This window comes from Actinomycetospora sp. CA-053990 (genome assembly GCF_050948445.1).
GTDB classification, from domain to species: domain Bacteria; phylum Actinomycetota; class Actinomycetes; order Mycobacteriales; family Pseudonocardiaceae; genus Actinomycetospora; species Actinomycetospora callitridis.
The window spans coordinates 5,864,099-5,888,378 of record NZ_CP192043.1; the positions used below are offsets into that span (position 1 = coordinate 5,864,099).

The 24,280-nt window shown below is 72.7% G+C and carries 29 protein-coding genes and 1 pseudogene; 10 read left to right on the forward strand and 20 right to left on the reverse strand.

Features of this window, described 5'->3' with window-relative positions; translation table 11 throughout:
• Positions 1-35 precede the first annotated feature (35 nt).
• Entirely contained in the window at positions 36-1,040 is a 1,005-nt protein-coding gene (gene glsA / locus ACQPYN_RS29865; RefSeq protein WP_433030564.1) for a glutaminase A, read from the forward strand.
• A 7-nt stretch (positions 1,041-1,047) separates the two neighbouring features.
• The gene (locus ACQPYN_RS29870) at positions 1,048-1,233 is read left to right on the forward strand and encodes a DUF1707 SHOCT-like domain-containing protein (RefSeq protein WP_433030566.1); all 186 of its coding nucleotides are present in this window, start codon (positions 1,048-1,050) and stop codon (positions 1,231-1,233) included.
• Between the two features lie 70 nt (positions 1,234-1,303).
• Here the strand turns inward: ACQPYN_RS29870 and ACQPYN_RS29875 are convergent, their stop codons facing one another.
• A complete protein-coding gene (locus ACQPYN_RS29875; RefSeq protein ID WP_433030568.1) occupies positions 1,304-1,483 on the reverse strand; it encodes a PspC domain-containing protein in 180 nt (59 codons plus the stop codon).
• A 206-nt stretch (positions 1,484-1,689) separates the two neighbouring features.
• Between ACQPYN_RS29875 and ACQPYN_RS29880 the strand changes: the two genes are divergently transcribed.
• A complete protein-coding gene (locus ACQPYN_RS29880) occupies positions 1,690-2,589 on the forward strand; it encodes an IclR family transcriptional regulator (protein WP_433030570.1) in 900 nt (299 codons plus the stop codon).
• On the opposite strand, the gene ACQPYN_RS29885 is transcribed toward ACQPYN_RS29880, so the two are convergent.
• The 15 genes and pseudogenes from ACQPYN_RS29885 to ACQPYN_RS29955 all read right to left on the reverse strand — a co-directional run bounded on the left by ACQPYN_RS29885 (position 2,570) and on the right by ACQPYN_RS29955 (position 16,700).
• Entirely contained in the window at positions 2,570-2,818 is a 249-nt protein-coding gene (locus ACQPYN_RS29885) for a helix-turn-helix domain-containing protein (protein ID WP_433030573.1), read from the reverse strand. The genes ACQPYN_RS29880 and ACQPYN_RS29885 overlap by 20 nt on opposite strands.
• Positions 2,819-3,896: 1,078 nt before the next feature.
• Positions 3,897-4,433 (reverse strand): annotated as a pseudogene (locus ACQPYN_RS29890) (GAF domain-containing protein); the annotation flags it as partial.
• Positions 4,434-4,576: 143 nt separating this feature from the next.
• Entirely contained in the window at positions 4,577-5,107 is a 531-nt protein-coding gene (locus tag ACQPYN_RS29895) for a bifunctional nuclease family protein (RefSeq protein WP_433039125.1), read from the reverse strand.
• 11 nt (positions 5,108-5,118) lie between these two features.
• Positions 5,119-5,376: a hypothetical protein gene (locus ACQPYN_RS29900; protein WP_433030576.1), complete on the reverse strand. Its 258-nt coding sequence runs from the start codon at positions 5,374-5,376 to the stop codon at positions 5,119-5,121.
• Positions 5,373-5,978, reverse strand: coding sequence for a hypothetical protein (locus tag ACQPYN_RS29905; RefSeq protein ID WP_274194602.1), 606 nt, complete (start codon positions 5,976-5,978; stop codon positions 5,373-5,375). The genes ACQPYN_RS29900 and ACQPYN_RS29905 overlap by 4 nt, the downstream gene beginning before the upstream one ends.
• Entirely contained in the window at positions 5,975-6,568 is a 594-nt protein-coding gene (locus ACQPYN_RS29910; protein WP_433030579.1) for a hypothetical protein, read from the reverse strand. The genes ACQPYN_RS29905 and ACQPYN_RS29910 overlap by 4 nt, the downstream gene beginning before the upstream one ends.
• Positions 6,569-6,602: 34 nt before the next feature.
• Positions 6,603-7,316 (reverse strand): metal-sulfur cluster assembly factor, encoded by a 714-nt coding sequence (locus tag ACQPYN_RS29915; protein WP_433030582.1) that lies wholly within the window; start codon positions 7,314-7,316, stop codon positions 6,603-6,605.
• Positions 7,313-8,377, reverse strand: coding sequence for an amidohydrolase family protein (locus ACQPYN_RS29920; RefSeq protein WP_433030585.1), 1,065 nt, complete (start codon positions 8,375-8,377; stop codon positions 7,313-7,315). Before ACQPYN_RS29920 ends, ACQPYN_RS29915 begins: the two co-directional genes overlap by 4 nt.
• Before the next feature lie 19 nt (positions 8,378-8,396).
• Complete coding sequence (locus tag ACQPYN_RS29925) at positions 8,397-9,425, reverse strand: NAD(P)-dependent alcohol dehydrogenase (RefSeq protein ID WP_433030588.1); 1,029 nt, start codon at positions 9,423-9,425, stop codon at positions 8,397-8,399.
• Between the two features lie 29 nt (positions 9,426-9,454).
• Entirely contained in the window at positions 9,455-11,143 is a 1,689-nt protein-coding gene (gene groL, locus ACQPYN_RS29930; RefSeq protein ID WP_433030590.1) for a chaperonin GroEL, read from the reverse strand.
• Positions 11,144-11,264: 121 nt separating this feature from the next.
• Complete coding sequence (locus ACQPYN_RS29935; RefSeq protein ID WP_433039127.1) at positions 11,265-11,588, reverse strand: MmoB/DmpM family protein; 324 nt, start codon at positions 11,586-11,588, stop codon at positions 11,265-11,267.
• Between the two features lie 56 nt (positions 11,589-11,644).
• Positions 11,645-12,835, reverse strand: coding sequence for a toluene hydroxylase (locus ACQPYN_RS29940; RefSeq protein ID WP_433030593.1), 1,191 nt, complete (start codon positions 12,833-12,835; stop codon positions 11,645-11,647).
• The gene (locus ACQPYN_RS29945) at positions 12,832-13,890 is read right to left on the reverse strand and encodes an NADH:ubiquinone reductase (Na(+)-transporting) subunit F (RefSeq protein ID WP_433030596.1); all 1,059 of its coding nucleotides are present in this window, start codon (positions 13,888-13,890) and stop codon (positions 12,832-12,834) included. Before ACQPYN_RS29945 ends, ACQPYN_RS29940 begins: the two co-directional genes overlap by 4 nt.
• A 161-nt stretch (positions 13,891-14,051) precedes the next feature.
• Positions 14,052-15,704, reverse strand: a complete 1,653-nt coding sequence (locus ACQPYN_RS29950) for a methane monooxygenase (RefSeq protein ID WP_274194610.1) — start codon at positions 15,702-15,704, stop codon at positions 14,052-14,054.
• A gap of 129 nt (positions 15,705-15,833) precedes the next feature.
• The gene (locus ACQPYN_RS29955; RefSeq protein WP_433030599.1) at positions 15,834-16,700 is read right to left on the reverse strand and encodes an IclR family transcriptional regulator; all 867 of its coding nucleotides are present in this window, start codon (positions 16,698-16,700) and stop codon (positions 15,834-15,836) included.
• Between the two features lie 360 nt (positions 16,701-17,060).
• On the opposite strand from ACQPYN_RS29955, the gene ACQPYN_RS29960 reads away from it, so the two are divergent.
• Genes ACQPYN_RS29960 through ACQPYN_RS29980 form a run of 5 tightly spaced genes read left to right on the forward strand, consistent with a single transcriptional unit; the run spans position 17,061 to position 20,220 of the window.
• Entirely contained in the window at positions 17,061-17,600 is a 540-nt protein-coding gene (locus tag ACQPYN_RS29960; RefSeq protein ID WP_433030602.1) for a DUF2505 domain-containing protein, read from the forward strand.
• Positions 17,600-18,502, forward strand: a complete 903-nt coding sequence (locus tag ACQPYN_RS29965; RefSeq protein WP_433030605.1) for a nuclease-related domain-containing protein — start codon at positions 17,600-17,602, stop codon at positions 18,500-18,502. Before ACQPYN_RS29960 ends, ACQPYN_RS29965 begins: the two co-directional genes overlap by 1 nt.
• 1 nt (position 18,503) lies before the next feature.
• Positions 18,504-19,289 (forward strand): MFS transporter, encoded by a 786-nt coding sequence (locus ACQPYN_RS29970; protein ID WP_433030607.1) that lies wholly within the window; start codon positions 18,504-18,506, stop codon positions 19,287-19,289.
• Complete coding sequence (locus ACQPYN_RS29975) at positions 19,259-19,690, forward strand: hypothetical protein (RefSeq protein ID WP_433039129.1); 432 nt, start codon at positions 19,259-19,261, stop codon at positions 19,688-19,690. The genes ACQPYN_RS29970 and ACQPYN_RS29975 overlap by 31 nt, the downstream gene beginning before the upstream one ends.
• A complete protein-coding gene (locus tag ACQPYN_RS29980; RefSeq protein ID WP_433030610.1) occupies positions 19,687-20,220 on the forward strand; it encodes a GIY-YIG nuclease family protein in 534 nt (177 codons plus the stop codon). The genes ACQPYN_RS29975 and ACQPYN_RS29980 overlap by 4 nt, the downstream gene beginning before the upstream one ends.
• Positions 20,221-20,259: 39 nt before the next feature.
• Here the strand turns inward: ACQPYN_RS29980 and ACQPYN_RS29985 are convergent, their stop codons facing one another.
• Together ACQPYN_RS29985 and ACQPYN_RS29990 are read right to left on the reverse strand one after the other, a co-directional pair.
• Positions 20,260-20,364, reverse strand: a complete 105-nt coding sequence (locus ACQPYN_RS29985) for a TraR/DksA C4-type zinc finger protein (protein WP_433030613.1) — start codon at positions 20,362-20,364, stop codon at positions 20,260-20,262.
• A 214-nt stretch (positions 20,365-20,578) separates the two neighbouring features.
• Positions 20,579-21,487 carry a diacylglycerol/lipid kinase family protein gene (locus tag ACQPYN_RS29990; protein WP_433030616.1) on the reverse strand — a complete coding sequence of 303 codons (909 nt, stop codon included), beginning with the start codon at positions 21,485-21,487 and terminating at the stop codon, positions 20,579-20,581.
• Positions 21,488-21,564: 77 nt separating this feature from the next.
• On the opposite strand from ACQPYN_RS29990, the gene ACQPYN_RS29995 reads away from it, so the two are divergent.
• On the forward strand, positions 21,565-22,260 hold the full coding sequence (locus ACQPYN_RS29995; RefSeq protein ID WP_433030619.1) for a DsbA family protein: 696 nt from the start codon (positions 21,565-21,567) through the stop codon (positions 22,258-22,260).
• Between the two features lies 1 nt (position 22,261).
• The gene (locus ACQPYN_RS30000; protein WP_433030622.1) at positions 22,262-23,077 is read left to right on the forward strand and encodes a cytochrome c biogenesis CcdA family protein; all 816 of its coding nucleotides are present in this window, start codon (positions 22,262-22,264) and stop codon (positions 23,075-23,077) included.
• Positions 23,078-23,110: 33 nt separating this feature from the next.
• Here the strand turns inward: ACQPYN_RS30000 and ACQPYN_RS30005 are convergent, their stop codons facing one another.
• Both ACQPYN_RS30005 and ACQPYN_RS30010 read right to left on the reverse strand, forming a co-directional pair.
• Positions 23,111-23,761: an HAD family hydrolase gene (locus tag ACQPYN_RS30005; RefSeq protein ID WP_433030625.1), complete on the reverse strand. Its 651-nt coding sequence runs from the start codon at positions 23,759-23,761 to the stop codon at positions 23,111-23,113.
• 19 nt (positions 23,762-23,780) lie between these two features.
• On the reverse strand, positions 23,781-24,248 hold the full coding sequence (locus ACQPYN_RS30010; protein WP_433030628.1) for a CinA family protein: 468 nt from the start codon (positions 24,246-24,248) through the stop codon (positions 23,781-23,783).
• Positions 24,249-24,280 lie beyond the last annotated feature (32 nt).

Below are 24,280 nucleotides of genomic sequence, written 5' to 3' on the forward strand. Positions count from 1 at the left end.
CCCGCGTCCGACGCGCGGCGGGCACAATGCCGCTCGTGGTCGCCGTGGGAGAACGGGAACTCGTCCGACAGCAGCTCGACGAGCTCCACGAGAAGTACCGGCTGACCGGCGAGGACGAGGTGGTCAGCTTCTACCCGCCCGAGGCGGAGGCCGACCGCCACCTCTTCGGGCTCGCCGGCACGAACGTCGACGGGACGCAGTGGCAGGCGGGCGACTGTTCGGTCGCGTTCCCGCTGCACTCGGTGTCGAAGGTCTTCACCTACGGCCTCGCCCTGGAGGACAACGGCACCGAGGAGACCCTGCGCCGCGTCGGCGTCGAGCCCTCCGGGGACCCGTTCAACTCGATCACCTTCGACGAGGTCCACCACCGGCCCCACAACCCGATGATCAACGCGGGGGCGCTCGTCGCGGCGAGCCTCGTGGCGGGCAAGGACGTCGACGAGAAGGTCGACCGCATCCTGGAGCGCTACCGCGTCTACGCGGGGAACCCCGAGCTCGCGGTCGACCAACGGATCCTGCGCCAGCAGCTGCGCAGCAACGACCGCAACCTGGGGCTCTGCTACATCATGCGCTCGCTCGGCATGATCGACGGCGACATCGAGGAGGTCGTGGAGACCTACCTGTCGGCCTGCTCCATCACGGTGACCGCCGCCGACCTGAGCGTCATGGGCGCCACGCTCGCCAAGGGCGGGATCAACCCGTTCACCGGCGAGCGCGCGGTCGCCCGCGAGCACGTCCGGAGCATCGTCAGCGTGATGATGAGCTGCGGGATGTACGACGCGGCGGGCCAGTGGGCCAACGAGGTCGGCATCCCGGCCAAGAGCGGCGTCTCGGGCGACATCGTCTGCGTCCTGCCCCGCTACTTCGGGTTCGGCGTCTACTCGCCGGGCCTCGACGAGCACGGCAACTCGGTGCGCGGGGTGAACCTCTGCCGCGAGCTGTCCGCGACCTTCGGTCTCCACGTGTTCGCCGACCCGGCGGACTCGCGGTTCGGCCGGGTCGCGCAGCCCACGGAGGCGAGCGCGCCGATCGAGGGATGATGAGCACGTGGAGAGGGACGTGCGGGCCTCGGACGCGGAACGCGAGCTCACCGTCGAGCGGTTGCAGCGGGCCGTGGGCAACGGACGGTTGACCATCGAGGAGTTCGAGGACCGTGCCGCCCGGGCCTACGCCGCGCGCACCCGCGGTGAGCTCGCGGACCTCACCCGCGACCTGCCGGGGAACCTGTGGTGAGCGGCTCCGCGACGGCGTCGATCGCCCGCGGCACGGCCGCGGTGTCGGTCCCGGCCTGAACCCCGCCTGATCACCGCTTCGGCATGATCACCCAGAGCGCGATGTAGATGATGAACTGCGGGCCCGGCAGCAGGCAGGACAGCACGAACAGCAGTCGCACCACCCCCGCCGACATGCCGAACCGCTCCGCGAGCCCGGCGCACACCCCCGCGATGACCTTGCCCTGCTGCGGTCTGGTCAGCGTGGCCATGACGTCTCCGTTCCTCGTGCGGCGGGACCGTCCCCGCCGTCACCTCCGACACTCCCCCAACGTCCGGGCGCCCGCCCCGGTGCCCGACCCCCGGGTTCGTCGGGGTGCCGTGGCGAGGCCCACGGGGGCCGCACACCCCCACCCGGTCGGGCGCCGTCCCACATTGAGACAGGTGTCACCCCTCCGGCGGTCCTAGATTCAGGCACGTGGACGACGACGGTGTGTCGACGGGCGGCGGCTCGCGGTCTCTGAAGACCGCAGCCACGGTCCTGCGCGCGCTGCGTCTGCTCGGCGACCACCCCGCGGGCCTGTGCGCCGCGGAGCTGGCCGAGCGCCTGGGCAAGAGCGCCTCGACGGCGCGATACATGATCAACACCTTGTGCGAGGCCGGCTACGCCGAACGCGACCGCTCCGGTCGCGTGCGGCTCACCGAAGCCCCGCCCTGGGGCCGGTGGGGTGCCTCCCCGAGTCCCGTGCCCGGCGACCCCGATCCGGGTGCCGTGCTCGCCGAGGCGACCACCGAGCTCTACCGGCGCACACGACAGAGGTCCTACCTCGTGCGCCGCACCGGCACCCTGGTGGCCACGGTGACCGACTCCCGTGGCCATCAGGGCCTGGCCAAGCTGCCGGGCCTGGGGACGCACGTCCCACCGCACCACGCCCACGCGCTGGCCATGACCAAGGTGCTGCTGGCCACGTCGCCGGCGTACCGCGAGGCCATCGCGGCCGAGCAGCTGACCGACCTCACGCACGCCACGATCACCGACCAGGCCGAGCTCGGCGCCGAGCTGGAGCGGGTGTGCCGCGACGGGATCGCGCTCGACCGTGAGGAGTACGCCGAGGGCCTCGCGACGATCGCCGCCCCCGTCGTCTCCCCCTCCGGGGCGGCCACGGTGGCCCTGGGCCTGTCGTGCTCCGCGCGGCGGCTCGCGACCGACCACGACGAGCTCGTCGACGCCGTGCACGACGTGGCGCGGTGGGCGAGCGAGCAGTGGGCGGGCGAGGGAAGGCCCCCGGCGGCGCTGACCGGCAGGCCGGACGGGTCCGTCGCGGCCGAGGACGTCGCCGACGACGAGGACCGCCTGGTCAGCGGCCCACGTCGGTGATCCCGAAGGCCCGCAGCCGGCGGTAGAGCGTCGCGCGGCCGATCCCGAGGACGGCCGCCGCCTGCGACCGGTTGCCGTTCGCCTCGACCAGCGCGGACACGATGAGGTCGCGCTCGGCGGCCTCGAGCGGGGTGAGACGGCGCCGGGTGCCCGACACCGCGAACTCCCCCGGGAGGTCGGCGGGGGTGATGTCGCCGGCGGGACGCGCGGCGAGGGCGCGGCGCAGCACGTCGGCGAGCTGGGTGACGTTGCCCGGCCAGCGGGCCCCGCGAGCAGGGCGGCCGCCTCCGGGGTGCAGCCGGCACGCCGCGCGGGGGCGAGCCGGGCGAGCAGCGCGGTGGCGAGCAGCGGGACGTCCTCGGGCCGGCGGCGCAGCGGGTCGACGAGCACCGAGGTGGCGAACCCGGCCAGCACCTCGCCGATCTGGCCGTGCTCCGGGGTCCGCTCGGCGGTGACGAGCCCGACCACCCACCAGGTGGGCGGGACCTCCTCGAGCAGCGCGGTGAGCGCGCCGGCGCCGGCGGCATCGAGGGCCTCGGCGTGGCGGATCGCGACCGTGGCCGCGCTGCGGCTGCCCTGGGGGAGGCGGACGCCTCGGAGGCGTACCCGGCCAGGACGACCGCCGCCTCGGGGTCGGAGCCGTCGACGGTGACCCAGCGGGCCGTCGGGCGCATCTCGCCGTGGACGGCCCGGACCGCCGCGGCCTTGCCGGTGCCCGGCTCGCCCAGCACCACCGTGCTGCGCGCTGCGGACGCCGCCGTCCGCAGCGCCCTCGCCGCGGTCCGCCAGGCCCGGGAGTCGCCGGCGAGCCCGGCGAGCGGCCGGTCGAGGCCGGGTCCGGGGTTGGGCAGGGCGCTGCTGCGCGCCGGGGCGGGCGGCGCCGGCAGCACCCGGTGCAGGGGTTCCTCGCGGCCGGCGAGACGCAGGTTGCTGCGGCTCGGCACCACCTCGATGACCACCCCGACGGGCCGCCCGGTGGGCACCGGTGTGATCAACAGGCGGGCGGGGCCGTCGGCGAGCAGCACGCGTTCCTGCCACGGCCGCGCCCCGGTGCCGACGTCGATCGCCCGCATCGTCACCTGGTCCTGGTCGCCCGCGGGCAGGGCCCGCGCGGCCCGGTTGGCCATGACGATGTCCTCGGTGACCGCGAGCACCGGGCCCCGGGCGCGGGCACACGTCGCGCGGAAGGCCGCCATGACTCGCCGTACCCCGGCGCCGCCGCGCTCGCGCAGGACGTCCTCGATGTCGGTGGCCGCCTGCTGGGCGAGGAAGCGCATGAGGTCGTTCGCCTCGGCGCGCAGGCACGTGACGTCGAGGATCCCCGCCAGCGCGCCGTCGGGCCCGCGCACGGGCGCGCCGGCGCACGCGAAGGCCTGCAGCCGCTCGCTGAAGTGCTCCGCGCCGACCACGAGGGCCGGGGTCGCGCCCTCCAGGGACGTGCCGACGCCGTTGGTGCCGGCGAACTCCTCGGCGTAGCTGAAGCCCGGGGCCAGGGAGATCTCGTCGAGGCGGCGCTGGAGCTCGCCCTCACCGACGCGCCGCTCGAGCACGCGGCCGTCGGCGTCGGTGAGCACCACGGCGACCGACATCCCCGACAGGCGCTCGGCGAGGTCGTCGAGGACCGGGCGGGCGCAGTGGGTGAGGCTGCCGTCGAAGTCGAGGTCGGGCTCGTAGGGCAGGGCCAGCTGGGTGGCGTCGACGCCGGCGTTCCGCGACCGCTCCCACGAGTCGACGATCTCGGGCCGGACGACGCCGCGGGCGTTCACGGAGCCGCGGTCGACGAAGTACTCACGCGCGCGGTCGAGGGCGCTCCGGGAGCGTCCGTTCATCGGCCACCTCGCCATCCGACACCACTCGATCGACCCGACACCGTGAGTGATGCGCAACACGGCATCGTACGGCGCGAACGGGCTCCGCAGGGGGTTTCGGGGTGTCTCGGATCGAGACGATGTCGCAGGTCAGATCGGTTCATTCCGGAGGGGCCGGGTCAGCCGGGGTCACGACCCTCGACATCCGGCGCCCCGGGCGGCCGCCCGAAGTCCTGGGCGGTCGCCTCCTCGAGGAACGCGCGCATCCGCTCGACCTCCTCGGCCGCCTCGCGCGCCGGCTCGGGACGGTCACCGCCGAGCGCCGAGAAGGACTGGCCGACGGCGTCGAGCACGGCGTCGGCGACCTCGATGCGCAGGGCCTCCCGGACCGCCACGGCGAGCACGTCGCTGGGACGCCCGGGCAGGCGCGTCCCGTCGTCGAGCACCAGCTCGGCGTGGAAGCGGTCGTCGACGAGGTCGGTGATCTCGGCATGGTCGAGACGCCGGCCGAGGATCCCGGCGAGGTCGGCGAGCAGGTCCTGGGTGAGCCTGCCGTCGTCGTCGACGACCGCCGAGCGGGGTCCCCGGTCGATGACCTCGGCCTGCGGGCCGCGCACCGACACGACCAGGCACCGGTCGGCCTCGTCCTCGACGAGCAGCGCCAGCGGCTCGCGGGTCATGCGGTGGACCGCGAGCCGCGCCAGGCGCATGGCGACCACGGTCAGTCCCGCCCGGACCGGGGCGAGTCGTCCACCGGGTCGAACGCCGCCCGCACCGCGGCGAGGTCCGCCCGGACACGGGCCGCGTCCTGGCCCTCTCCCCACGACGGGTCCCCCGGCGTGATCCCGAGGGTGGCCAGCAGCTCGGCCGCGGCTGCCGACGGGTCGCCTGCCTCCCCGAGCACCGGGTGCAGGCCCTCGTCGGCGAGGTGGCGGAAGACCAGGTTGACGACGGTCCAGGGGTTGTACTTCTCGATCATTCCTCGCTCCCGGGGGTCTCGGTGAGCTCGACCTCGTCCAGGGTCTCGAGCTCGACGGGGCTCAGGCTGCGGGTGCCCTCGAGCACCGTCGCCTGGTGTTCGGCGATGCGGCCGTCCACCAGCTGGCTGAGCCGGTAGGCGATCGCGCCGGTCTGGTGCACCGACACCGTGTCGGGCAGGGCCTGGCGCGTGGAGGTGATGGCGACGCCCTGGGGCGTGCCGTCGGAGACGGCCACCCCCACCTCGAACGTCTCGCGCGGGTTGGTCGCCGGGTCGGCGTAGTGCTTCTTGAGCTGCCGGAGCATCTGGTGCCAGGCGAGCACCTCGCCCTCGAGCTCGAGGCCCTCGACGTCGGCCTCGACGAGGCCCATCCCGCGCCCTCCCGGGGCAAAGCACCGCGAGTAGGACAGCAGCGCGGTGGTCCACAGCGACTCGACGACGGTCGCGTCGGGCTCCGGGACGCTGAGCTGCTGCACGAGGCGCTCGCAGCACAGCAGCGTCATCTGCAGGTCGTCGAAGATCGCGGCGAGGTCGGCGAGCGCCGCGGCCGCCGGGGATCCGATGCGCCGGACGGTGCGCGGGGTCTCGCTGGGGGCGGTCATGCGGCGGTCTCCAAGCGAGCAGGGGATGGGGTCGGAGCGGGACGGCTCTCGTCGAGCACCTCGTCGAGGGCGGCGTCGAGCAGGGCGACGAGCACGATGTCGCGTTCGGGTGACGACGGCGGGCCGGAGACGGCGACCACGTAGTGCAGGGCCGCGACCAGCTCGTCGAGGGCGGCGAGGCCGCGGGCGGCCCGGACCCACCGCGGCAGGCGGCGCACCAGCGCCCGGGGCACCAGGGCGCCCCGAACCCGGCGGTGGCGACGGGCCCGGGCGAGACGCCGCGTCGCGACGCGCTCGCCGGGACGCCGGGTGAGCACGGTCTCCGCGGCGACCCCCACCAGGCGCCAGGTCAGCGCCGGGTCGTCGCTGTCGGCGACGACGAGGGCCTCGGCCCGGCGCAGCACGGCGGCCCGCCCCTCCGGCGAGCAGTGGTCCTCGACCCGGGTGGCCAGGGTCGCCACGGCGGGGTGCGTGCAGCGGGGCCACGCCCGGAACGCCTCCCCCGCGAGCATCGAGACGTGCTCCGTGAGGCAACGGCCGGCACCGGGGTCGTCGTGGCCGGGGTCGAGCGGCACCGGGTCACACGGCATGGCGGAAGCCTCTCCTCTCGGCGGGACCCTGGGATCAGAGCCCGTAGCGGGCAGCGAGCTGACCGCGGCAGATGCTGGTGTTCGCGTCGACGCCGACCTGGTAGCTGCGCGCCTTGCGCAGGTGCAGCGGGAGGTCGTCGATCCCCACCGCGCGGCCCACGGCGTCGACCACCAGGGGTGCGTCGTCCCCGGCCGGGATGCCGAGCTCGCGCCGGCGGGCCCGCAACCGGGGCAGGTCGTCGCTCGGTGGGGCGTCCCCGAGCGTCATCGTGACGAGCTCCTCCGGCGTCGTCCCCGCCCGCACGAGCGGACGGACGACGAGGTCGGTGCCGGCCAGCATCGCCCGCTCGGTGAACGAACGACGCAGGTCGTGCAGCTCGTCGACGGCCTCGCCCACGGCCGATCCGGCCATCGAGGAGACGAAGCCGGCGCGCGCCGCCACGCCCGAGTTGATGGCCTCGGAGGCGAAGTGGTCGAGCAGCTCGACGTCGACGTCGGTGAGGCCCGGCACCTGGGACACGGCGTCCCACGCGTCGGCGACCATGAGGAACGCGAAGTTCGGGGCGCAGAAGTAGGTGGGCAGGCGCAGGCGCACGTGCGCGACCCCGTCGTCGGACACCGAGGCCGACGCCACGAAGTCCAGGCTGACGACGTCGGTGTCGAGCTCGGGATCCCGCACCGTGCGCAGCGCCTCCCACACCCCGTCCACCGTGGAGGCGGTGGACGGGGTGTCGGAGACGGCGGTCATGCCTGGGCCACCGACCTCTCGACGAGCTCGGCGTCGTCGGGAGAGGCGGGAGCACTCGTGTCCGAGGACAGCTGGAACTCGGCCGGCACCTCGATGTCGTAGAGCTTCGCGGCGTTCAGACCGAGGATCTTCTTCTTGCCGTCGACACCCAGGCGCGGGTAGTCGTCGAAGTCGTGGCCCTCGGGGTACTGCCAGTCCACGAAGCCCTCGACCTGCCACTTCGGTTCCCAGATGTTGTAGTCGGAACCGAAGGTCATCTTGTCCTCGCCGACCCAGAACAGCAGCTCGCCCATGACCTTGGCGAAGAAGCGGGGACGGGCGTGCATGAGGCCGCCGATGACCACCGACAGGCCCGCGTACACGTTGGGCTCCTGCGTCGCCATGAAGCAGAAGTCCTCGATGCGCGGCAGGCCCACGTGCTCGACGATGAAGTTCAGGCCCTGGAAGTCGGTGGCCGCGTGGTCGACGTCGGAGACGTCGAACGCGTCCTTGTCCAGGGGCCAGATCGTCGGACCCTTGTGCACGTGGATGTTCTTGATGCCCAGTTCCTGGGCCCGCTCGAGGAAGCGGTAGCACTCGGGGTCGGTGAGCTTGTAGCCGCGCGACTCCCCGTTCCACTCCGCCGTGTAGAGCTTCGCACCGGTGGGCTTGTACTCCTCGACGTTCTTCTCGAACTCCCGCATCCCGGCGTCGCCGTCACGCGGGTCGAACCGGGTGTTCACCCGGAACTTGTCCGAGTGCTTCTTGAAGAGGGCGCCGTTCTGCTCGGTGGTGTTGAAGCCGTTCTTGTACCACTCGCGCAGGTAGGTGGACTGGAAGATCGCGACGTCGACGTGGCCCTCGTCGAAGACCTCGCGCATCAGCTGGTCCTCGGAGACCTTCTGGAACTCCTCGATCGGCTGGTGCGTCTCCGCCGGGCCGAGGCCCTGGTAGGCGTGGAAGCACTCGATCCAGCCCTTGGCGTACTGCTCGGCGCCCTCGACCCAGTTCTCGGGCGAGGCGTCCCAGAAGTGCATGTGGCTGTCGACGATGAAGTACTTCTCGCCGTCCTTCTCGTACATGTGGTGGTGTCCTTCCTGACTACGGGACCAGGATCGCCCGGCCGCGGACCTTCCCCGCGTCCAGGTCGTGCAGAGCGTCCAGCGCCGAGTCGAGCGAGTACTGCACGGTGTGCAGCGTGACCTTTCCCGCCTGGGCCAGGACCATCAGTTCGGTGAGGTCGTTGTACGTCCCGACGATGTTGCCGATCACGTTCTTCTCGCCCGCGACGAAATCGAGCGTCGGGGCCTGGAACTGTCCCCCGTACCCGAGGACGAACTGGTAACCCGCCGGCCCGGTCATCTGCCAGGCCTCGAGCTCGACGCCCTGTTCGGCGACGAAGTCGAAGACGACGGTGGCGCCGCCGCCGGTGAGCTCCTGCACCTCGCCGACCTGGTTGCCGTCGGCCACGACCGTCTCGTCGGCGCCGATCTGGGAGGCGAGCTTCAGGGCGTCCGGGTTCTTGTCCACCACGATGATCTTCGTGGCGGTGAGCGCGGCGAGCGCCTGGACCGCGATGTGGCCGAGGCCGCCGGCCCCGATCACGACGGCCGTGGTGCCCGGGTAGAGCAGCGGCACGGCCTTGCGCACCGCGTGGTACGCGGTGATCCCGGCGTCGGCCAGCGCGGCCACGTCGGCCGGGTTGGTGTCCGGGTTGAGCTTGACGCAGGCCCGCGCGGTGGTGCGCAGGTACTCGGCCATGCCGCCGTCGTTGTTCGACAGGCCCGGGAAGAACGCGTCCCCGGTGCACTGCATGTCCCGGCCCGCACGGCAGGCCAGGCACAGCCCGCAGGACGGCTGCGGGTGGAGGATGACGGTGTCGCCGACCTTGACGTTGGTGACGGCGTCGCCGACCTCGTGCACCCACCCGGCGTTCTCGTGGCCGATCACGTAGGGCAGCGACGGGTTCTGGATCGCCTCCCAGTCACCGTTCACGATGTGCAGATCGGTGCGGCAGACCCCCGCGCCGCCGATCTTCACGATGACGTCGAGCGGCCCCTGGAGCTCGGGCTCCGGGATGTCGTCGATCGACGGGTCCTTCTTGTACTCGTGCACCCGCACGGCCTTCACGACTGTCTCCTCTCGGCAGTGATAACGAGTCAGCCCATCGACGGGCCGAGGCCCAGCGACTGCGGGGTGCTGGAGTCCGGCGGCGGCTGGGGCAGGCCCTCGTCGAGCTGGCCGAACTCTGTCATGAGTGACTTGTTCCACGGGGTCTGTTCCTCGGCCACCAGCGAGTTCGTGGTGAGGATGAGACCGGCGACCGAGGCACCGTTCTGCAGCGCCGACCGCACGACCCGCAGCGGGTCGATGATGCCAAGCTCGAGCATGTTGCCGAAGCGGCCCTCCAGGGCGTCGAAGCCCTCGTCGACGCCCAGGTCGCGGGCCTGCTTGACGACGTCGGAACCCTCGTAGCCGGCGTTCGTGGCGATGAGGTTGGCCGGCTCGGAGAGCGCGGCGCGCACGATCTCGGCGCCGATGCGGCCGTCGCCGGTGAGCCCGTCGAGGTTGTCCAGCGCTCCCTCGGCGTGCAGCAGAGCCGCACCGCCGCCGGCCACGATGCCCTCGGCCATCGCGGCGCGCGTGGCCTGCAGGGAGTCGTCGACGCGGTGACGGACCTCCTTGAGCTCCGCGTTCGTCGGGGCCCCGACCTGCAGGATCGCGGCCTTGCCGGAGAGCCGTGCGATGCGCTCGGAGAACCAGTCCTCGTCGGTGCCGATCGTCGTGCGGTCCATCTCGGCGCGCAGCTGGGACAGGCGCACCTCGCGGGCCGCGGGGTCGCCGCCGCCACCGATGATCGCCGTCTGGTCGCTCGTCGCGCGGACCTGCCGCGCCCGGCCGAGGTGCTCGACGCCCATCTGCTCGATGGAGAACGCCGAGGCCCGCGAGAACACCTGGCCGCCGCAGAGCGCGGCCATGTCCTCGAGGAGGTGCACGCGCTTCTCGCCGAAGCCCGGCGCCTGGATGGCGGTGGTCTTGAGGTGCCCGTTCACGTGGTTGTGGACGAGCATCTGGAGTGCGGAGCCGTCGACCTTCTCGGCGATGATCACGAGCGGCGCGGGGTCGCGCATGATCCGCTCGAGCATCGGCATGAGCGTGCGGACGTCGGAGATCTTCTCGGCGGAGAAGAGGATGTAGGGGTCGTCGAGCACGGCGAGCATCGAGCCCGGGTCGGTGACCAGGTACGGCGAGACGTAGCCGTTGTCGAACTCGAAGTCCTCGACGAAGTTCACGTTCAGGCCGATCATCGGCCCGTCGTCGACGGTGATGACGCCGTCGTCGCCCACGGTGTGCAGGGTCTCCGCCACCACGCGGCCGATCGCGTCGTCGTCGTTGGCCGAGATCGCGGCGACCCGCGACAGCGCCTCGACGTCGTTCACCGGGTGCGCGACCGAGGCCAGGTGCGCGACCACGCGCGCCACCGCGGCGTCGATCCCGCGCTTCACCAGCACCGGGTTGCCGCCCTGACCGATGGCCTTGAGGCCCTCGCGGACGATCGCCTGGGCGAGGACGGTCGAGGTCGTGGTGCCGTCACCGACCACGTCGTTCGTCTTGACGGCGGCTTCCTTGAGGACCTGGGCGCCCATGTTCTCGAACTGGTCGCGCAGGTAGATCTCACGCGCGATCGTCACACCGTCGTTGGTGACCTCCGGCGTACCGGTGATCTTCTCGAGGATGACGTTGCGCCCCTTGGGCCCCAGCGTGGATTTGACCGCCTCGGCGAGCTGGTCCACTCCAGCCTGGAGAGCCCTGCGCGCGTCGGCGCCGAATCGCAGTTCCTTGGCCATGTCCTCACTTCTCCGGTGCTCAGGGGCGCGAACGGGGAGTCATCGGGTGTTGCGGTGGAACGGCCACCGGGCCGTCGCACGCCCGCCCCGTGCGAGCGTGCGACGACCCGGGGCCGCGGTGCTACTTCTGGTTCACCACCGGGGGCAACATGTCGCCGATGAACTCGGCCGCCTCCTCGAGATTCCCGAACATGATCGTCCGGTCATCCATGTGGATCATCTTCCCGTAGTGGGTCGACATGTTCTCTTCGAACTCGGCGGCGTTGTAGAAGTCGGGGTCCTCCCCGAGCGCCTCGGAGATGTCCGCGTACACGAAGTCCATGCGACCGACGCAGTCGACACGGATCATCGAGGGGAGGTGCTTGACCGTCACGTTGTCCTGGCGGTCCATCACCTCGGCCACCACGACGCCGACCTGGTTGTTCATCAGGGTCACCCCGGCCATGCCGGACTCGGTGTTGTCCTGCTTGAACGGACTCTCGGCCGTCTTGAAGCTCTTGGTCACTGGTTCAGCTCCTTCGGGGTCTCGAGACCGAGGTCCGTGAGGATCCCGGAGAACCGGTTCTTGGCCCGGTCGAGGCTGTCCTCGAATCGCGGAGGCTTCGCGTCGGGCTGCGACCAGAGCGGCTGCATCGTGCGGGCGGCCTCGATCGCCAGCGGCACCCAGTGCCGCAGCCAGCCATTGAAGATCTCCTTGTTGTGCTCCGCGAACTCGCGGTCCTGGGTCAGCGGGGCGAACGCGGCCACGGTCCAGCGCAGGTCGCGCTGGGCGTAGTCGTACTCGCCGGAGCCCACGACGGTCGGCGTCACGTAGTCGCCGTTGCCGGCCGCCGACTGCATGACCAGGCCGGACCGGAAGAGCTCGCCGAGCAGCGACTCGAACACGATGTTGGTGGCGAAGATCATCTCGCCCCAGTCGTTGTCCACCGCCGTCAGCGCCTCGACGACCCTGCGGACGCCCTGCCACTCCGGGTCGGAGTTCCACGCCTCGATGTGCGCGGCCCCGTCGAAGCCCTCGATCTCCTCGGTGAGGGTGAGGTTGTAGAGCGCGAGGTCCTGGGCGAAGCGAATCTTGTGCTCGCTGTTCACGGCCATGACCGTGTTGTGCATGTTCGTCGGCCCGCTGCGGTTGCAGGCGGCGAAGACGTACAGGCCGAGGATGTGCTCGATGTGCATCCAGGCGCCGACGTTGCGCTCGACGAAGCGCACCCAGTTCGGGGTCCACTGCTGGAACGCCTTCGCCTGACGCGCGTTCTCGACGTTCTGGGTCACCTGCCGGACAACGTTGGCGTTGTACCGGTACATCGTGAGTTCCCACTCCTCGTTGGGATCACGGAACTCGTGCCAGCCGTGGGCCGGCCAGTCGGCCACGTGGCGCCCGCCGGAGCCGGGGCCGCGCTCGGGCTCGGGGTCGTCGACGCCCCAGGCCTTGAGCTTGGTCCAGGTCAGCGGGTAGCCGGCCGATCCGTCGGCGAAGCCGTAGATCCAGCCCTGGGAGAGGTAGTGCCGCGGGTCCGGCTGGACCTCGACGGTGACGTCCTCGTAGTGGGTCTGCTTGCGCTTCGCCGGTTTGAAGTAGTTGTAGCGCCGGGCCGAGGGCCCCGAGTCGGGGAACTCCTTGGCGCCCGCTTCCGCGTCGGTGAAGACGGGCTTCGGAACGCTCCGCTCCGGACGTTCTTCGGTACTGGTCATGAGGTGCCCTCGTCCTCCGGCTCTCCAGTGGTGGTGAACTTGTCGTAGAAGATGTTCCGGGTGTCCATGCCGCGCTGCGTCAGGAGTGCGATCGCCGCGTCGACCATCGGCGGCGGTCCGCACACATAGGCGTCCATGCCTTCGAGGTTCGGTTCGCCGTCCCGCACCACCTCCGTGATCAGGCCCGTCGCCCCGTCCCAGCCGTCACCTTCGTGGTGCGACAGGGCAGGGACGTACTTGAATCCCGGAATCTTCTCCTCGAGGGCACGCAGTTCGTCCTCGAAGCACAGGTCGCCCTTCGTGCGGGCGCCGTAGTAGAGGCGTGCCTTGCGGTCGCCGTCCTTCTCCGCCAGGGCGCGCAACAGGCCCAGCATGGGAGCCATGCCGGCGCCACCGCCGATGAAGACGATGTCCGACGTCCGGTTCTCGCGGAGGGTGCACGTGCCGAACGGCGCCTCGACCTCGAGGCGGTCGCCGATGGCCACCTTGTGCTCCAAGAACTGCGAGAAGGCCCCGTCGGGGTAAATCTTGATGACGAACTCGAACACGCCTTCGCGGTTCGGGAGGTTCGCCATCGAGAACGATCGGACCTCCCCGGTGTCGGGGACGGTCAGGTCCATGTACTGGCCGGGGAAGAACTTGATGTCCTCGCCGGCGATCTGCTTGACCACCAGGTGGCGCATGTCGTGGGTCACGGCGTCGTTCGCCAGCACCTCGACGGTGCCCTTCCGCAGCGGCAACCCCGACCGGATGATCTCCTCGTCGTAGTTGAGGAGCTCGATCACGAGGTCGTTGTAGGCGTGGGCGCGGCAGAGGAGGGTCTGGCCCTCCTCGCGCTCCATGTCGGGCAGGGCGAAGGTGGAGTACTTGTCGAGGTCGATGTCGTCGATGTCGCCCTCGAGGACGAAGGACTTGCAGGCGGCGCACTGGCCTTCCTTGCAGCCGTGCATCAGCTGGAGGCCTTGCTCGGAAGCGGCGCGCAGGATCGTCTGGTCCTCGTCGACCTCGATCTCGATGCCCACCGGCTCGAAACGCACCAGGTGCTTGTCACCCATCGATGGCTTCTCCGTTCGGGAGTCAGGTGCCGATATCCGGACGAAGCGGTCGCTTGCGGCCGGACGAGGGCGTGAGGGATCGAGGGAGGGCCGGGTTGCCCCGGCCCTCCCTGTCACCTCACCGTGCTACTGCGTCGTGCCCACGCGTCGGACTACCGGCGTCAGCTGGTCGCGTCGGCCGGGCGGCCGGCAGGACCCTGACGGTTGTAGTCCGCCACGAACGCCTCGCGGTCGGCATCGCTCATCTCGTTGAGGATGACGTTCGGGCTCGCGACCGGCCCCATCCGACGAAGGTGGTCCGTGGTCCACATCTTCTTCGGGTCGAGGTCCAGGTGCGGCTGCGCCGTGAGGGTCTTGCCGTCGTCGCGGACGAAGCCCATGTCCTCGACGACGTCGGCCCAGTTCCAGCCGTGGTAGAGCGTCTCCCACTCGCGGTGACCCACGAGCTTGCCCATGTTCGGGGTCTCGCGACCCTGGTACGTGGGCCGGAAGGCCTCGGCGTCGGTCCAGCGGCAGGCCTCGTGGCAGTACGTGCGCCACTGGCCGTCCACCTTGTCGACGACCATGTCCTCGCGCACCAGACACGGGACCATGCAGGTCCAGCAGCGGTGCGGGTACACGTAGTCGACGTCCTCGGCGACGATCGGGTGGTGCCCGTTCGGCCGAGACAGGCGGTTGTAGTTCTCCCACCACTTGCCGTACTTGTCGTACCAACCCGGGTACTTGTACTCGAACCACTCGAAGTCGTCGTCGGTCATGCCGTCGATGCGCCAGTAGTTCGCGAGCCACCCGGTGGCGAAGAACTGGGCCACCTCGTGCACGTAGCCCTTGTTCCAGATCTGGTTCCACGACTCCTCGATGAGGTCGTGGGGGATCACCAGGCCGTACTTCTCGAGCGGCAGCAGGTAGGCCCGGTAGTAGTCGTCGTAGATCCAGCGACGCCACATCTCCGCGTAGGACTCACGGTCCTTGCGGCGGTCCTTCGTGCCGTACTCGATGAACGTGCCGATGGCGGCGTCCACCACGCGGTGGTTGTTCCACCACGCGTAGCGCAGGTCGCGCTCGAGCAGCTGGCGGTTGTCCTCGTCGGAGAGCGCCATGAGGAGCGTGGCGTAGCCGTTGGAGATGTGCCGCGACTCGTCCGACTGCACCGAGTGGAACACCGTCGGCAGCAGGTAGTCACCGTTCGCCGCCGCCTCGGCCGGCATGGCCACGAACAGGGTGTTCGTGAAGGCCGTCTCGGCGACGATCGTCAGGTAGATGCTGGCCGCGGTGATCGCGTCACCGGTGATGAACCCCTCGGCGAACTGACGGCCGATGGTGCCGCAGTAGTCCGAGTGGAAGTTCCGGAGGGTGTTGTTGAAGCCCGCCGGGTCGATGTAGTTGTTCATGTACAGCCGCTTGAGGTTCTGCTGGATCGTGCTGTGCCGAACCTCGTCGATCATCTGGATCGCCTGGCCGTTGTGCAGCTCCGGGTTCGGAACCGCCTGGAACAGCATCGGCATCGACCGTGCGGCCGAGATCTCCGGCAGTGGGATGATCGAGAGGAACAGCTTCTGCCACTCCAGCCAACGCTCCTGGACCTGGCGGAACATGTTCCCGCGGATCGCACCGTCGGACGCGCCGTAGACGCGGTTGTCCTTCTCCTCCTGCATGGGGAAGTAGGACCGGAGGACCTGCTTGAGCGGGTCCTTCTTGGCCGCCTTACGGAACGTGTAGTCCGTCCCGTACTTCATGTACGGCTCGTGGTACTGCGGCTCCCAGGAAAGTTCCTGGATCTTCTGGTGAGCCTTCGCCAAACTCTGACGGCTCATCTCTTCTCCTTGTGGAGTTCCAGCTCGGCCTACGGGGTTCCGCAGCCGTGGTCCGTGGTGGTGGCCGGCGCCCCCTGGTGAGGGACGGCGGCACGGCCGGCGTCGAATCCGGTCGCGATGCGAGGGGGGTCAGTGCCCCCCGGGGACGGGATCGGCGGGCCGAGGTGGCGGGAGGTCGGTGTCGGCCTCGAGCCAGGATCGGGTGGCGGTGGAGGCGACGTCGCGGACCGCGCCGGTGAGCTCGTCACCGTGGGTCTCGAAGCGGCGTGCCGGGGTGGAGATGGCGATGCTCGCGGCGACCCGGCCCTCGGGATCGAAGATCGGGGCGCCGATGCAGCAGAAGCCCTCGGCGTACTCCTCGCGGTCCACCGCGTAGCCGCGGCGGCGGACCCGCGCGAGCTCCAGCTCCATGGCCGGGGTGCTCGTGATCGTGGTGCCCGTGAAGGACGTGAGGTCCCGCTGCTCGCGCAGCCGCTCGGTGCGGGCGCCGGAGGAGGCGACGAGGGCCTTGGTGACGGCGAGCGCGTGGGCCGACGCGAGCGGGATGCGCTCGGTGAGGTCCGGGATGCGGGCGAGACCCTGGTGGCCGCGGGCGTCGACGATCACCGTCGCGTCGTCGTCCTCCCAGCGCGCCAGGTAGGTGCGCTGGCGGGTGCGCCAGTAGAGCTCGGTGACCGCGTCGGAGAGCCGCTCGGGCAGCTCGTAGCGCGTCAGGTCGTCGCGGGGCGCGGGGTCGCCCCACGCCTCGCCCCAGGGCGGGGACTCGTGGAGGCGGACGGTGCCCGCCTGCTTGTCCCGCACCGCGTAGCCCTCCTGGCAGAGGGTGTTGAGCAGGTACCGCGCCGTCGCGGTGCTCTTGCCGAGCTCCGCGGCCAGGGCCTCCGGCGTGATCCCCTCGGGCGAGGCCCCGAGGATCCGGAGGGCGGCCAGCGCCTCGGCGGCGGTCTTGAGGGAGCGGCCCCCACCGACGCCGCGGGCGTGGCGCGGTTCCGTCATGGTTGCTCCCTTCCGTCGTCGGTGGACCTTGCTCCGACCGGCCGCTCGCTCGCCGTCCTGCGATGGCCACTGAACGCGGTCGCGGACCTTGTGGTCAACATCACGGTTATGGCGTGCAGCATCTGCAATCGCCGCTGACCGCACGGGGTGCGCCGTTGCTCGCCGACCGCTCCGCCGAGCGTGTGCGCAGGTGCGGGACGGGTGGTGCGACGACCGACCGTGCGCCCGTGGCATCCGGGGGAACGGTGCTGCCGCCGGCACCTCGCCACGGCGCTCGGCGGACGCCGGGTCCGCCCCGGTCGGGGGCCGTCCGTGCCATCTCCGGGAACGGGCGGCCGGCGACGATTAGGGTCGATCCACGTGAGCACCCGGCTGGCGCTGAGTCGCGACTACCCGCACGGCGTGCCCGCCTTCGCGTCCGCGCTCGCCGAGCCCGACTTCCACCGCGTCAAGCTCGATGTCGACGGTTCCGGGCGCATCGAGGTGGTCGCGTTCGAGCGGCGTGACGCCGACCCCCGCGACGGGGAGGGAGCGCGGCGCGTGCGGGTCGTCCTGCGCCAGCCCGTGCCGCCCGGCCAGGTGCCGGCGGTGCTCGAGCGGATGCTCTCGGGGATCCTGGTGATCGAGCGCACCGAGGAGTGGACGCTCACGCCACGGCGCTGCGACGGCCGGGCGCGCGTCGCCGTCCCGGGCACGCCGATCAGCGCCGCGGGCACGATGGCCGTGGTCCCGCAGGGCGCCGACCGCACCCGGCTCTCGATCGACCTCGACATCACCGCGGCCGTCCCGCTGCTCGGCGGCGGTATCGAGCGCGCCGTGGTGGCGGGCATCCGCGGGCTCACCGGCAGCGAGCACGACCGGATCTCGCGCTGGCTCGCGCGCGCCGAGCAGGCCGGCTGATGCCGGCCCGCCGCCGTCGCCGGCTCGGGGCCGACCGGCTGTACGTGACCTCGGCCGACGGCCTGCCGCTCGGGCACCTCGACCTGTTCAGCCGCGTCGCCCACGACGTTCCCGCCGGGTATCGGGAGACCTTCGTCAAGGAGGCCAACGCCTGGCTCTGGCAGAACAACATGCCGCCGATGGGCAGCCCGAGCGAGGTGTCCCCCGAGCCCCCGCCCGCGCTCGGCGCCGGCGTCGAGCCGCCGGAGGGCGGGTGGGACCCGGGCGTCGACGACCTCGCCCTGCGCCGGCCCGGGCACGGCCTGCTCGACGAGGCCGCGCAGGCGCGGGCCACCCGCGGACCCGACGCCGACCGTCCGTTGCGCCTGCGGGCCGACGGCCAGCACGCCGTGGCCGAGGCGCTGGGCAAGCTGACCCGCCCGCCGGCGCTGCGGCGCGGGCGCGGCGCCCGCTGGCGGATCCTCCACCGGGTGCCGATGGCGTTCGCCGAGGGCGACGTCGTCCTCGACCACGTCGTCGTCGGGCCGCCGGGCCTGTTCGTCATCGAGGTCGTCAACATCCCCGGCGGCCGGGTGGTCGTGGAGGACAACAAGCTCGACCTCGCCGGCACCTCGATGGACCTGGAGCGACACCGTCGCATCGGCGCGGAGGCCGCCGACCGGGTGTCGGTGGCGCTCGCCCGCGCCGCGGGGGCCGCCGAGACGCTCGACCCGCCCGCGGTGCACCCCGTCATCGCCGTCGTCGGCGCGATCCTCGCCGGCGACGGGCGCCACCGCGGCGTCACCGTCACCCGCGTCGGCCAGCTGCCGCGCCTGCTCACCGCGTTCGGCGACCCGCTGTCCGACCTGGCGGTCGCGCAGACCTACGAGGTGGCCCGACGGTCGGTGACGTGGAGCCCGTGACATGACCGCGGTGACCACGTCCCTGCGCCGTGCGCGGGTCGCGGTGATCGGGATGTTCGTCGTCAACGGGGCGACGTACAACAGCATCGTCCCGCGGCTGCCGAACATCCGCGACGACCTGGGCCTGTCGAACGCGGCGCTGGGCACCGCGATCGCCGCCTTCCCCGCCGCCGCGCTCCTGTTCGGGGTGCTCGCGGGCCCGCTCATCGCGCGGGTGGGCAGCGGCCGCGCCGGCGCCGGGGTGGGCCTGGTGGGCGCGGTGCTGCTGCCCGCCGTGGCCCTCGCACCGTCGTGGATCGCGCTCGCCGCCGCCCTGTTCGTGCTCGGGCTGACCGACGCGTGGGCGGACGCCGCGATGAACGCCCACGGGCTGCGGGTGCAGACCGGCTACGGGCGCTCGATCGTCAACGGCCTGCACGCGGTGTGGAGCATGGCCGCGGTCGGCGCCGGGCTGCTCGGTGCGGCGGCCGCCGGGCTCGGGGTCCCGCTGCTCCTGCACCTCGGGGCCGTGGCGGTCGTGCTCGTCGGGGTGTCGGTGCTCGCCTGGCGGTGGGCGCTGCCCGGGCCGGAGCCGGAGGCCGAGCACGAGGACGGGGCCGTCCGCCAGGGGCCGTGGCGCGCCGTGGTCGTCGCCGCAGGCCCCTGCTCGCGCTGGCCGCCCTGCTCGTCGCGTCGGGGGGCATCGAGGACTCGGCGGCGTCGTGGGGCGCGATCTACGTCCGCGACGACCTCGGCGGCGGCCCGTTCGTCGCCGGCCTGCCGTTCGTCGCGTTCCAGATCGCCATGACCCTCGGGCGCCTCGCCGGCGACCGCGTCGTCGACCGCTTCGGCGGGGTGGCCGTGGCGCGCGCGGGCGCGGCGCTGGCCGCGGTGGCGATGTCGACGGCGCTGCTCATCGCGCACCCCGTGGCCGCCGTCGTCGGCTACGCCGTCACCGGACTCGGCGTGGCGACGCTCTTCCCGCTCGGCTTCGCGGCGGCGGGCCGCGTCCCCGGGGTGCGGCCCGGCGATGGGATCGCGGTGGTCGGGTGGCTCGCGCGCCTGGGCTTCCTGACGTTCCCGCCGCTGATCGGGCTCGTCGCCGACCGCGTCTCGGTGGGCGCGGGGCTCGTGCTCGTCCCGATCGCCGCGGTGGCCGCGATGCTGCTGGCGGGGGCGCTGCGGCCGGCGCGCACACTGCGGACGTGACCGTCACCGACGCCGTCGCCGCCCTGTCGGCCCCGCTCGCGCCCCTCGACGAGACCGTCGCCTCGCTCGGCCGGGACCCGGGGCTCGTGGCGTGGTGGGGCACCGACGTCCCGGTGTCGGGCCCGGCGCACCCCGTCGACGACGGCTGGGTGCTGCTCGAGGTGGGCGACGCGACGATGCTGCGTAACCGCGTGACCCGCCAGGACCTCTACCGGACCGGCGTGTCGACGCTGCGCCGGACGCTCGCCGGGCTGCTGCTCGACGACCTCGGGCTCGCGCCCACCTGGGCCGCCGAGGTGATCCTGCCCCGCGCCGACGAGGACCGGCTGACGGAGTGGATGCGCGCGCACCTGCGGCTCACCGTGACGGTGCGCGAGGACCGCAAGCTGCTGCTCGGGCCGGTGCGCGACGCGATGGCCCCGGGGCTGCGCGACGACCGCGAGCCGGCCCTGTCCGCGCTGGCCCGCTTCGACGCGGCCGGCGGCGAGCGCCCCGTCCGCGACCCCTCGGTCCCGTTCCAGCGCCCCTGACCCGTGAGCGAAGTTCCCGGCTATAGCGGGGAACTTCGCTCACGTGCAGGTGACGCACGTGCGAGCAGCGGGGCGGGCCTCGAGGCGCTCGGGGGCGATGGGGCGTCCGCAGCGCTCGCAGACCCCGTAGGTCCCGGCGGCCACCCGCGCCCGGGCCGCGGCGAGCTCGTCGAGGTCGCGGCGCGCCCCGCCAGCAGCGCGGCCGCCTGCGCGCGCTCGTAGGCGATCGTCTGGCCCTCGGGGTCGTGCTCGTCGTCGCCGGAGCTCGCCGACGCCGTCTCGACGATGCCCGCGAGCTGCGCGGACAACGCCGCGACGCGGGCCCGCGCGTCGGTCTCGGCCTCGTCCAGCGGACCGGTCATACGACCGTCGCCAGGGCTCCCGGCGCGATCGTGACGGTCACGGCGCAGTCGGCGGACAGGTCGAGCACCTCGCCGTCGATCTGGACCGGCATCGGCTTGAGCGTGGTGAACGCGAACCGGTCGGTGTGGGGCTGGGGTCCCAGCCCGCGCACGGCCGCCCGGACGGCGAAGGCCAGGAGCCGGAGCCGCGAGCGGTGCGGCAGCGTGATCACCTCGAACTGCCCGTCGGCCGGGTCGCCGTCGGAGAGCGTCGCGTACTTCGCCATCTCGGGGATGTTGGCGAGGATGAGGCTGTCGAAGCGCCGCGGCCCCTCACCCTCGACGTCGACGGCGAAGGGCTTGAAGCGGGAGAACGCCCGGAGCGTGGTGATCACCTCGCGGATGGAGCCTTTGCCCCCGCGCTCGATCTCGAGCGCGACGGTGGGCGTGATCCCGAGGCCGAAGTAGGAGTGCGCCCAGCGCGGCCCCTCCTCGCCGGCGATCTCGATGCGCATGAGGTCGAGCCGCCGCACGTCGCCCGCGGCGACGGCCTCCACCAGCGGGCGCTCGCGCGTGGCGCGGCGGTGGTCGTTGGCGTTGCCGGCCGCGTGCACGGCCGTGACCGCCGCGGAGGTGGAGCCGTCGCCCGCGGCCATGACGCCCTCGACGACCTCGTGGTAGCCGCCGTCGCCGCTGACCGACACCACGAGCGCCCGGCCCGCGCTGGCCTCCTGCTCGGCGATGACCCGCGCGTGCCCCGCGTACTCGGTGGGGACGGCGACCACCTCGAGGTGCGGAGCGGCGTCCGCCAGCTCGGACCTCGCGCGCACCGCGCGCTGGGGGCCGTCGCCCGTGCTCTCCGGGTTGTAGACGAGCACCACCCGCTCGTAGGCGGGCACCGGGGACGGTTCGGACGGCAGGGCCACACGCCGAGGATACGGCGCGGACACCGACGGACGGCGCAGCGCGCGCGGCCACGTGCCCGGCGTGGGACGGTCGGGCCATGACGGCCCCGAGCACGCGCCGACGCGCGGTGATCGGCGGCGCGATCGCCCTCGTCGTGCTCGCCGTGCTGGGCGTGCCGCTGCTGCTCGGGTCGAGGACACCCCAACCCGGCGAGGCCGCCCGCGACCCGCAGGCGCAGGCCCGTCTCGACGTCCCGCGCCGGGAGGCCGGCGACCCGCTCGCGCTGGGCCGCCCGGACGCCCCGGTCGTCATGGCCGAGTGGGGCGACTTCCAGTGCCCCTTCTGCCGGCTCTTCGCGACGACGACCGAGCCCGAGCTGATCCGCCGCTACGTCGACGCCGGCCTGGTGCGCCTCGAGTGGCACGACTTCGCCTACCTCGGTCCCGAGTCGGTGCTCGCCGCCCGTGCGGCGCGGGCGGCGGCGCGCCAGGACCGCTTCTGGGACTTCCACGCCGCCCTCTACCGCGACGAGCCGGCGGAGAACCGGGGCGCGGTCACCGAGGCCTCGCTCGCCGCGACGGCCGCGGGGCTCGGGCTCGACGTCGACCGCTTCCGCCGCGACGCCGCCGACCCGGCGATCGCCGACGCCGTCACCGCCGACCAGGAGCTGGGCACGCGCCTGGGCGTGGGCGGCGTGCCGAGCTTCGTCGTCGGCGACCGGCTGATCTTCGGCGCGCAGCCGCTGCCGACGTTCACCGCCGCCCTCGACGACGCGCTGGCCCGGTCCCGCTGACGTGCTCGACATCGGCTACCTCGCCGCCTTCGCCGGCGGGGTGCTCGCGCTGCTGAGCCCGTGCAGCGCGCTGCTGCTGCCCTCGTTCCTCGCCTACGCCGTCGCCGGACGCACCGAGCTCCTCGCGCGCACCGGGGTGTTCACCCTCGGGCTGCTCGTCGTGCTCGTGCCGCGCGGCGCGGGCTCGTCGGCGCTGACGGGACTGCTCACCGGGCAGCGCGCGACCGTCGTGCTCGTCGCCGGGCTCGTGGTCATCGCGCTCGGCGTCGTCCAGATCCTCGGCGGTGGGTGGGCGTTCGCCCCCGCCGCGCGCGCCCAGCAGGGCCTCGCCCGCCGGGGCACGTGGCTGGCGACGGCCGGGCTCGGCGCGGTCTACGGGCTGGCCGGCTTCTGCTCCGGACCGGTCCTCGGTGCGGTGCTCACCGTCGCCGCGGCGAGCGGCCAGCCCCTGCGCGGCGCAGCCCTGCTCGCGGTCTACGCGGTGGGGATGACCGTGCCCGCCTTCGTGCTCGCCGCGCTCTGGGTGCGCTTCGACCTCGGTCGGCGCCGCTGGCTGCGCGGTCGCGAGTTCCGGGTGGGCCCGCTGCGGCTGCACACCACGTCGACGATCTCGGGACTGCTGTTCGTCGGGATCGGCGTCCTCTTCCTGGTCGCCGACGGCACGGCCGGGCTGGTCGGCGCCGACCCTGCGACGTCCGCCCGCGCGGAGGACGCGGTCGCGGGCCTCGGCGCCCGGGTGCCCGACGGGCTGCTGCTCGTCGTCCTGGCGCTGGTGGTGGTCGCGGTGACCGTCTGGCGGGTGCGGCGGGCCCGGTAGATCAGGGCGTCGGTAGATCAGGGCGTCGGTAGGTCAGCGCATCGCCAGCACGCGCTCGACCGCCTCGGGCAGCGTCGCGACGGCCGGGGCGACGGTGCGCAGGTCGGCCTCGTGGTGGGTGGAGTGCTCGGCGACGAGCACGCAGGCGCTGCCGACCGCGGCGGTCGCCGCGGCGTCGTCGAGGGTGTCGCCCACCAGCACCACCCGGGCCGGGTCGAGGCCGAGCACGTCGAGGTGGGCGGCCAGCGCCTCGGCCTTGCTGCGGCCGTCGTGGTGGTGGTCGCCGTCGACGCGGGCGAACCAGTCGTGCAGCCCACGCCGTCCGAGCGTCGCGTGGAGCTGGTCGTGGGCGAGCATGCTCAGCACCGACTGGCCGAGCCCGGCGTCCGCGCACCGCTCGAGCGCGTCGGTCGCGCCCTCGGCCAGCGGCAGGCCGGGCTCGACGCCCAGGTAGTGCGACCCGAAGGCGGCGTTGGCCCGCGCCCACTCCGCGTCGTCCACGGGACGTCCGACGAGGTCGGTGTAGAAGTCCCGCAACGGCCGCCGGAACGTCGACCGGTACTGCTCGAGGTCGAGGCCCGGCTCGACGCCCATCACCGCCAGGCTCGCCGCCGTGGCGTCGACGACGGCGTGCACGTCGGCGAGCAACGTGCCGTTCCAGTCCCAGATGACGTGCTCGACCACGCCACCATGATCCCCCAGATCAGGTGCCGAGGTGGTCCAGGAGGGCCTGGAGGGAGCGCTCGCGGGTGCACCGCAGGACCTCCTGCGGATCGTCGGTCCCGAACTGCTCGACCCACGCCTGGGTCTCACCCCGGTCGTCGACCGCGAACCAGACGGTGCCCGGGGGCTGGTCGTCCTGCGGCTCGGGCCCGCCGGCGCCGCTGACCGCGAGCGTCAGGTCGGCGCCGAGCATCCCCGCGGCCTTCTCGGCCATGGTCCGCACCGCGGGCTCCGACACCACCGGACCGTCGGGCACGCCCAGTGCCCCGTGCTTGGTGGTGCGGTCGTACGCCACGACCCCGCCGCGGAACCACTCACTCGAGCCGGGCGACGCGGCCAGGTCGCTGCAGACCAGTCCACCGGTCAACGACTCGACGACCGCCAACCGACGTCCGTCCCGCGATGCCGCCTTCGACACCGACTCCGCCAGCTCCTCGGGATCCGCCATACAGAGGGCCTTGCCGATCCCCCGCGGGCGGA

Excerpts from the sequence above, each read along its gene's own strand:
- ACQPYN_RS29950 (WP_274194610.1), bottom strand. The coding sequence starts at position 15,704 with ATGAGCCGTCAGAGTTTGGCGAAGGCTCACCAGAAGATCCAGGAACTT.
- ACQPYN_RS29900 (WP_433030576.1), bottom strand. The coding sequence starts at position 5,376 with ATGATCGAGAAGTACAACCCCTGGACCGTCGTCAACCTGGTCTTCCGC.
- ACQPYN_RS29905 (WP_274194602.1), bottom strand. The coding sequence starts at position 5,978 with ATGACCGCCCCCAGCGAGACCCCGCGCACCGTCCGGCGCATCGGATCC.
- ACQPYN_RS29895 (WP_433039125.1), bottom strand. The coding sequence starts at position 5,107 with ATGCGCCTGGCGCGGCTCGCGGTCCACCGCATGACCCGCGAGCCGCTG.
- ACQPYN_RS29970 (WP_433030607.1), top strand. The coding sequence starts at position 18,504 with ATGACCGCGGTGACCACGTCCCTGCGCCGTGCGCGGGTCGCGGTGATC.
- ACQPYN_RS29945 (WP_433030596.1), bottom strand. The coding sequence starts at position 13,890 with ATGGGTGACAAGCACCTGGTGCGTTTCGAGCCGGTGGGCATCGAGATC.
- ACQPYN_RS29915 (WP_433030582.1), bottom strand. The coding sequence starts at position 7,316 with ATGACCGCCGTCTCCGACACCCCGTCCACCGCCTCCACGGTGGACGGG.
- ACQPYN_RS29910 (WP_433030579.1), bottom strand. The coding sequence starts at position 6,568 with ATGCCGTGTGACCCGGTGCCGCTCGACCCCGGCCACGACGACCCCGGT.
- ACQPYN_RS29965 (WP_433030605.1), top strand. The coding sequence starts at position 17,600 with ATGCCGGCCCGCCGCCGTCGCCGGCTCGGGGCCGACCGGCTGTACGTG.
- ACQPYN_RS29955 (WP_433030599.1), bottom strand. The coding sequence starts at position 16,700 with ATGACGGAACCGCGCCACGCCCGCGGCGTCGGTGGGGGCCGCTCCCTC.
- ACQPYN_RS29875 (WP_433030568.1), bottom strand. The coding sequence starts at position 1,483 with ATGGCCACGCTGACCAGACCGCAGCAGGGCAAGGTCATCGCGGGGGTG.
- ACQPYN_RS29935 (WP_433039127.1), bottom strand. The coding sequence starts at position 11,588 with ATGGCCGGGGTGACCCTGATGAACAACCAGGTCGGCGTCGTGGTGGCC.
- ACQPYN_RS30010 (WP_433030628.1), bottom strand. The coding sequence starts at position 24,248 with ATGGCGGATCCCGAGGAGCTGGCGGAGTCGGTGTCGAAGGCGGCATCG.
- ACQPYN_RS29940 (WP_433030593.1), bottom strand. The coding sequence starts at position 12,835 with ATGACCAGTACCGAAGAACGTCCGGAGCGGAGCGTTCCGAAGCCCGTC.
- groL (WP_433030590.1), bottom strand. The coding sequence starts at position 11,143 with ATGGCCAAGGAACTGCGATTCGGCGCCGACGCGCGCAGGGCTCTCCAG.
- ACQPYN_RS29995 (WP_433030619.1), top strand. The coding sequence starts at position 21,565 with ATGACGGCCCCGAGCACGCGCCGACGCGCGGTGATCGGCGGCGCGATC.
- ACQPYN_RS29920 (WP_433030585.1), bottom strand. The coding sequence starts at position 8,377 with ATGTACGAGAAGGACGGCGAGAAGTACTTCATCGTCGACAGCCACATG.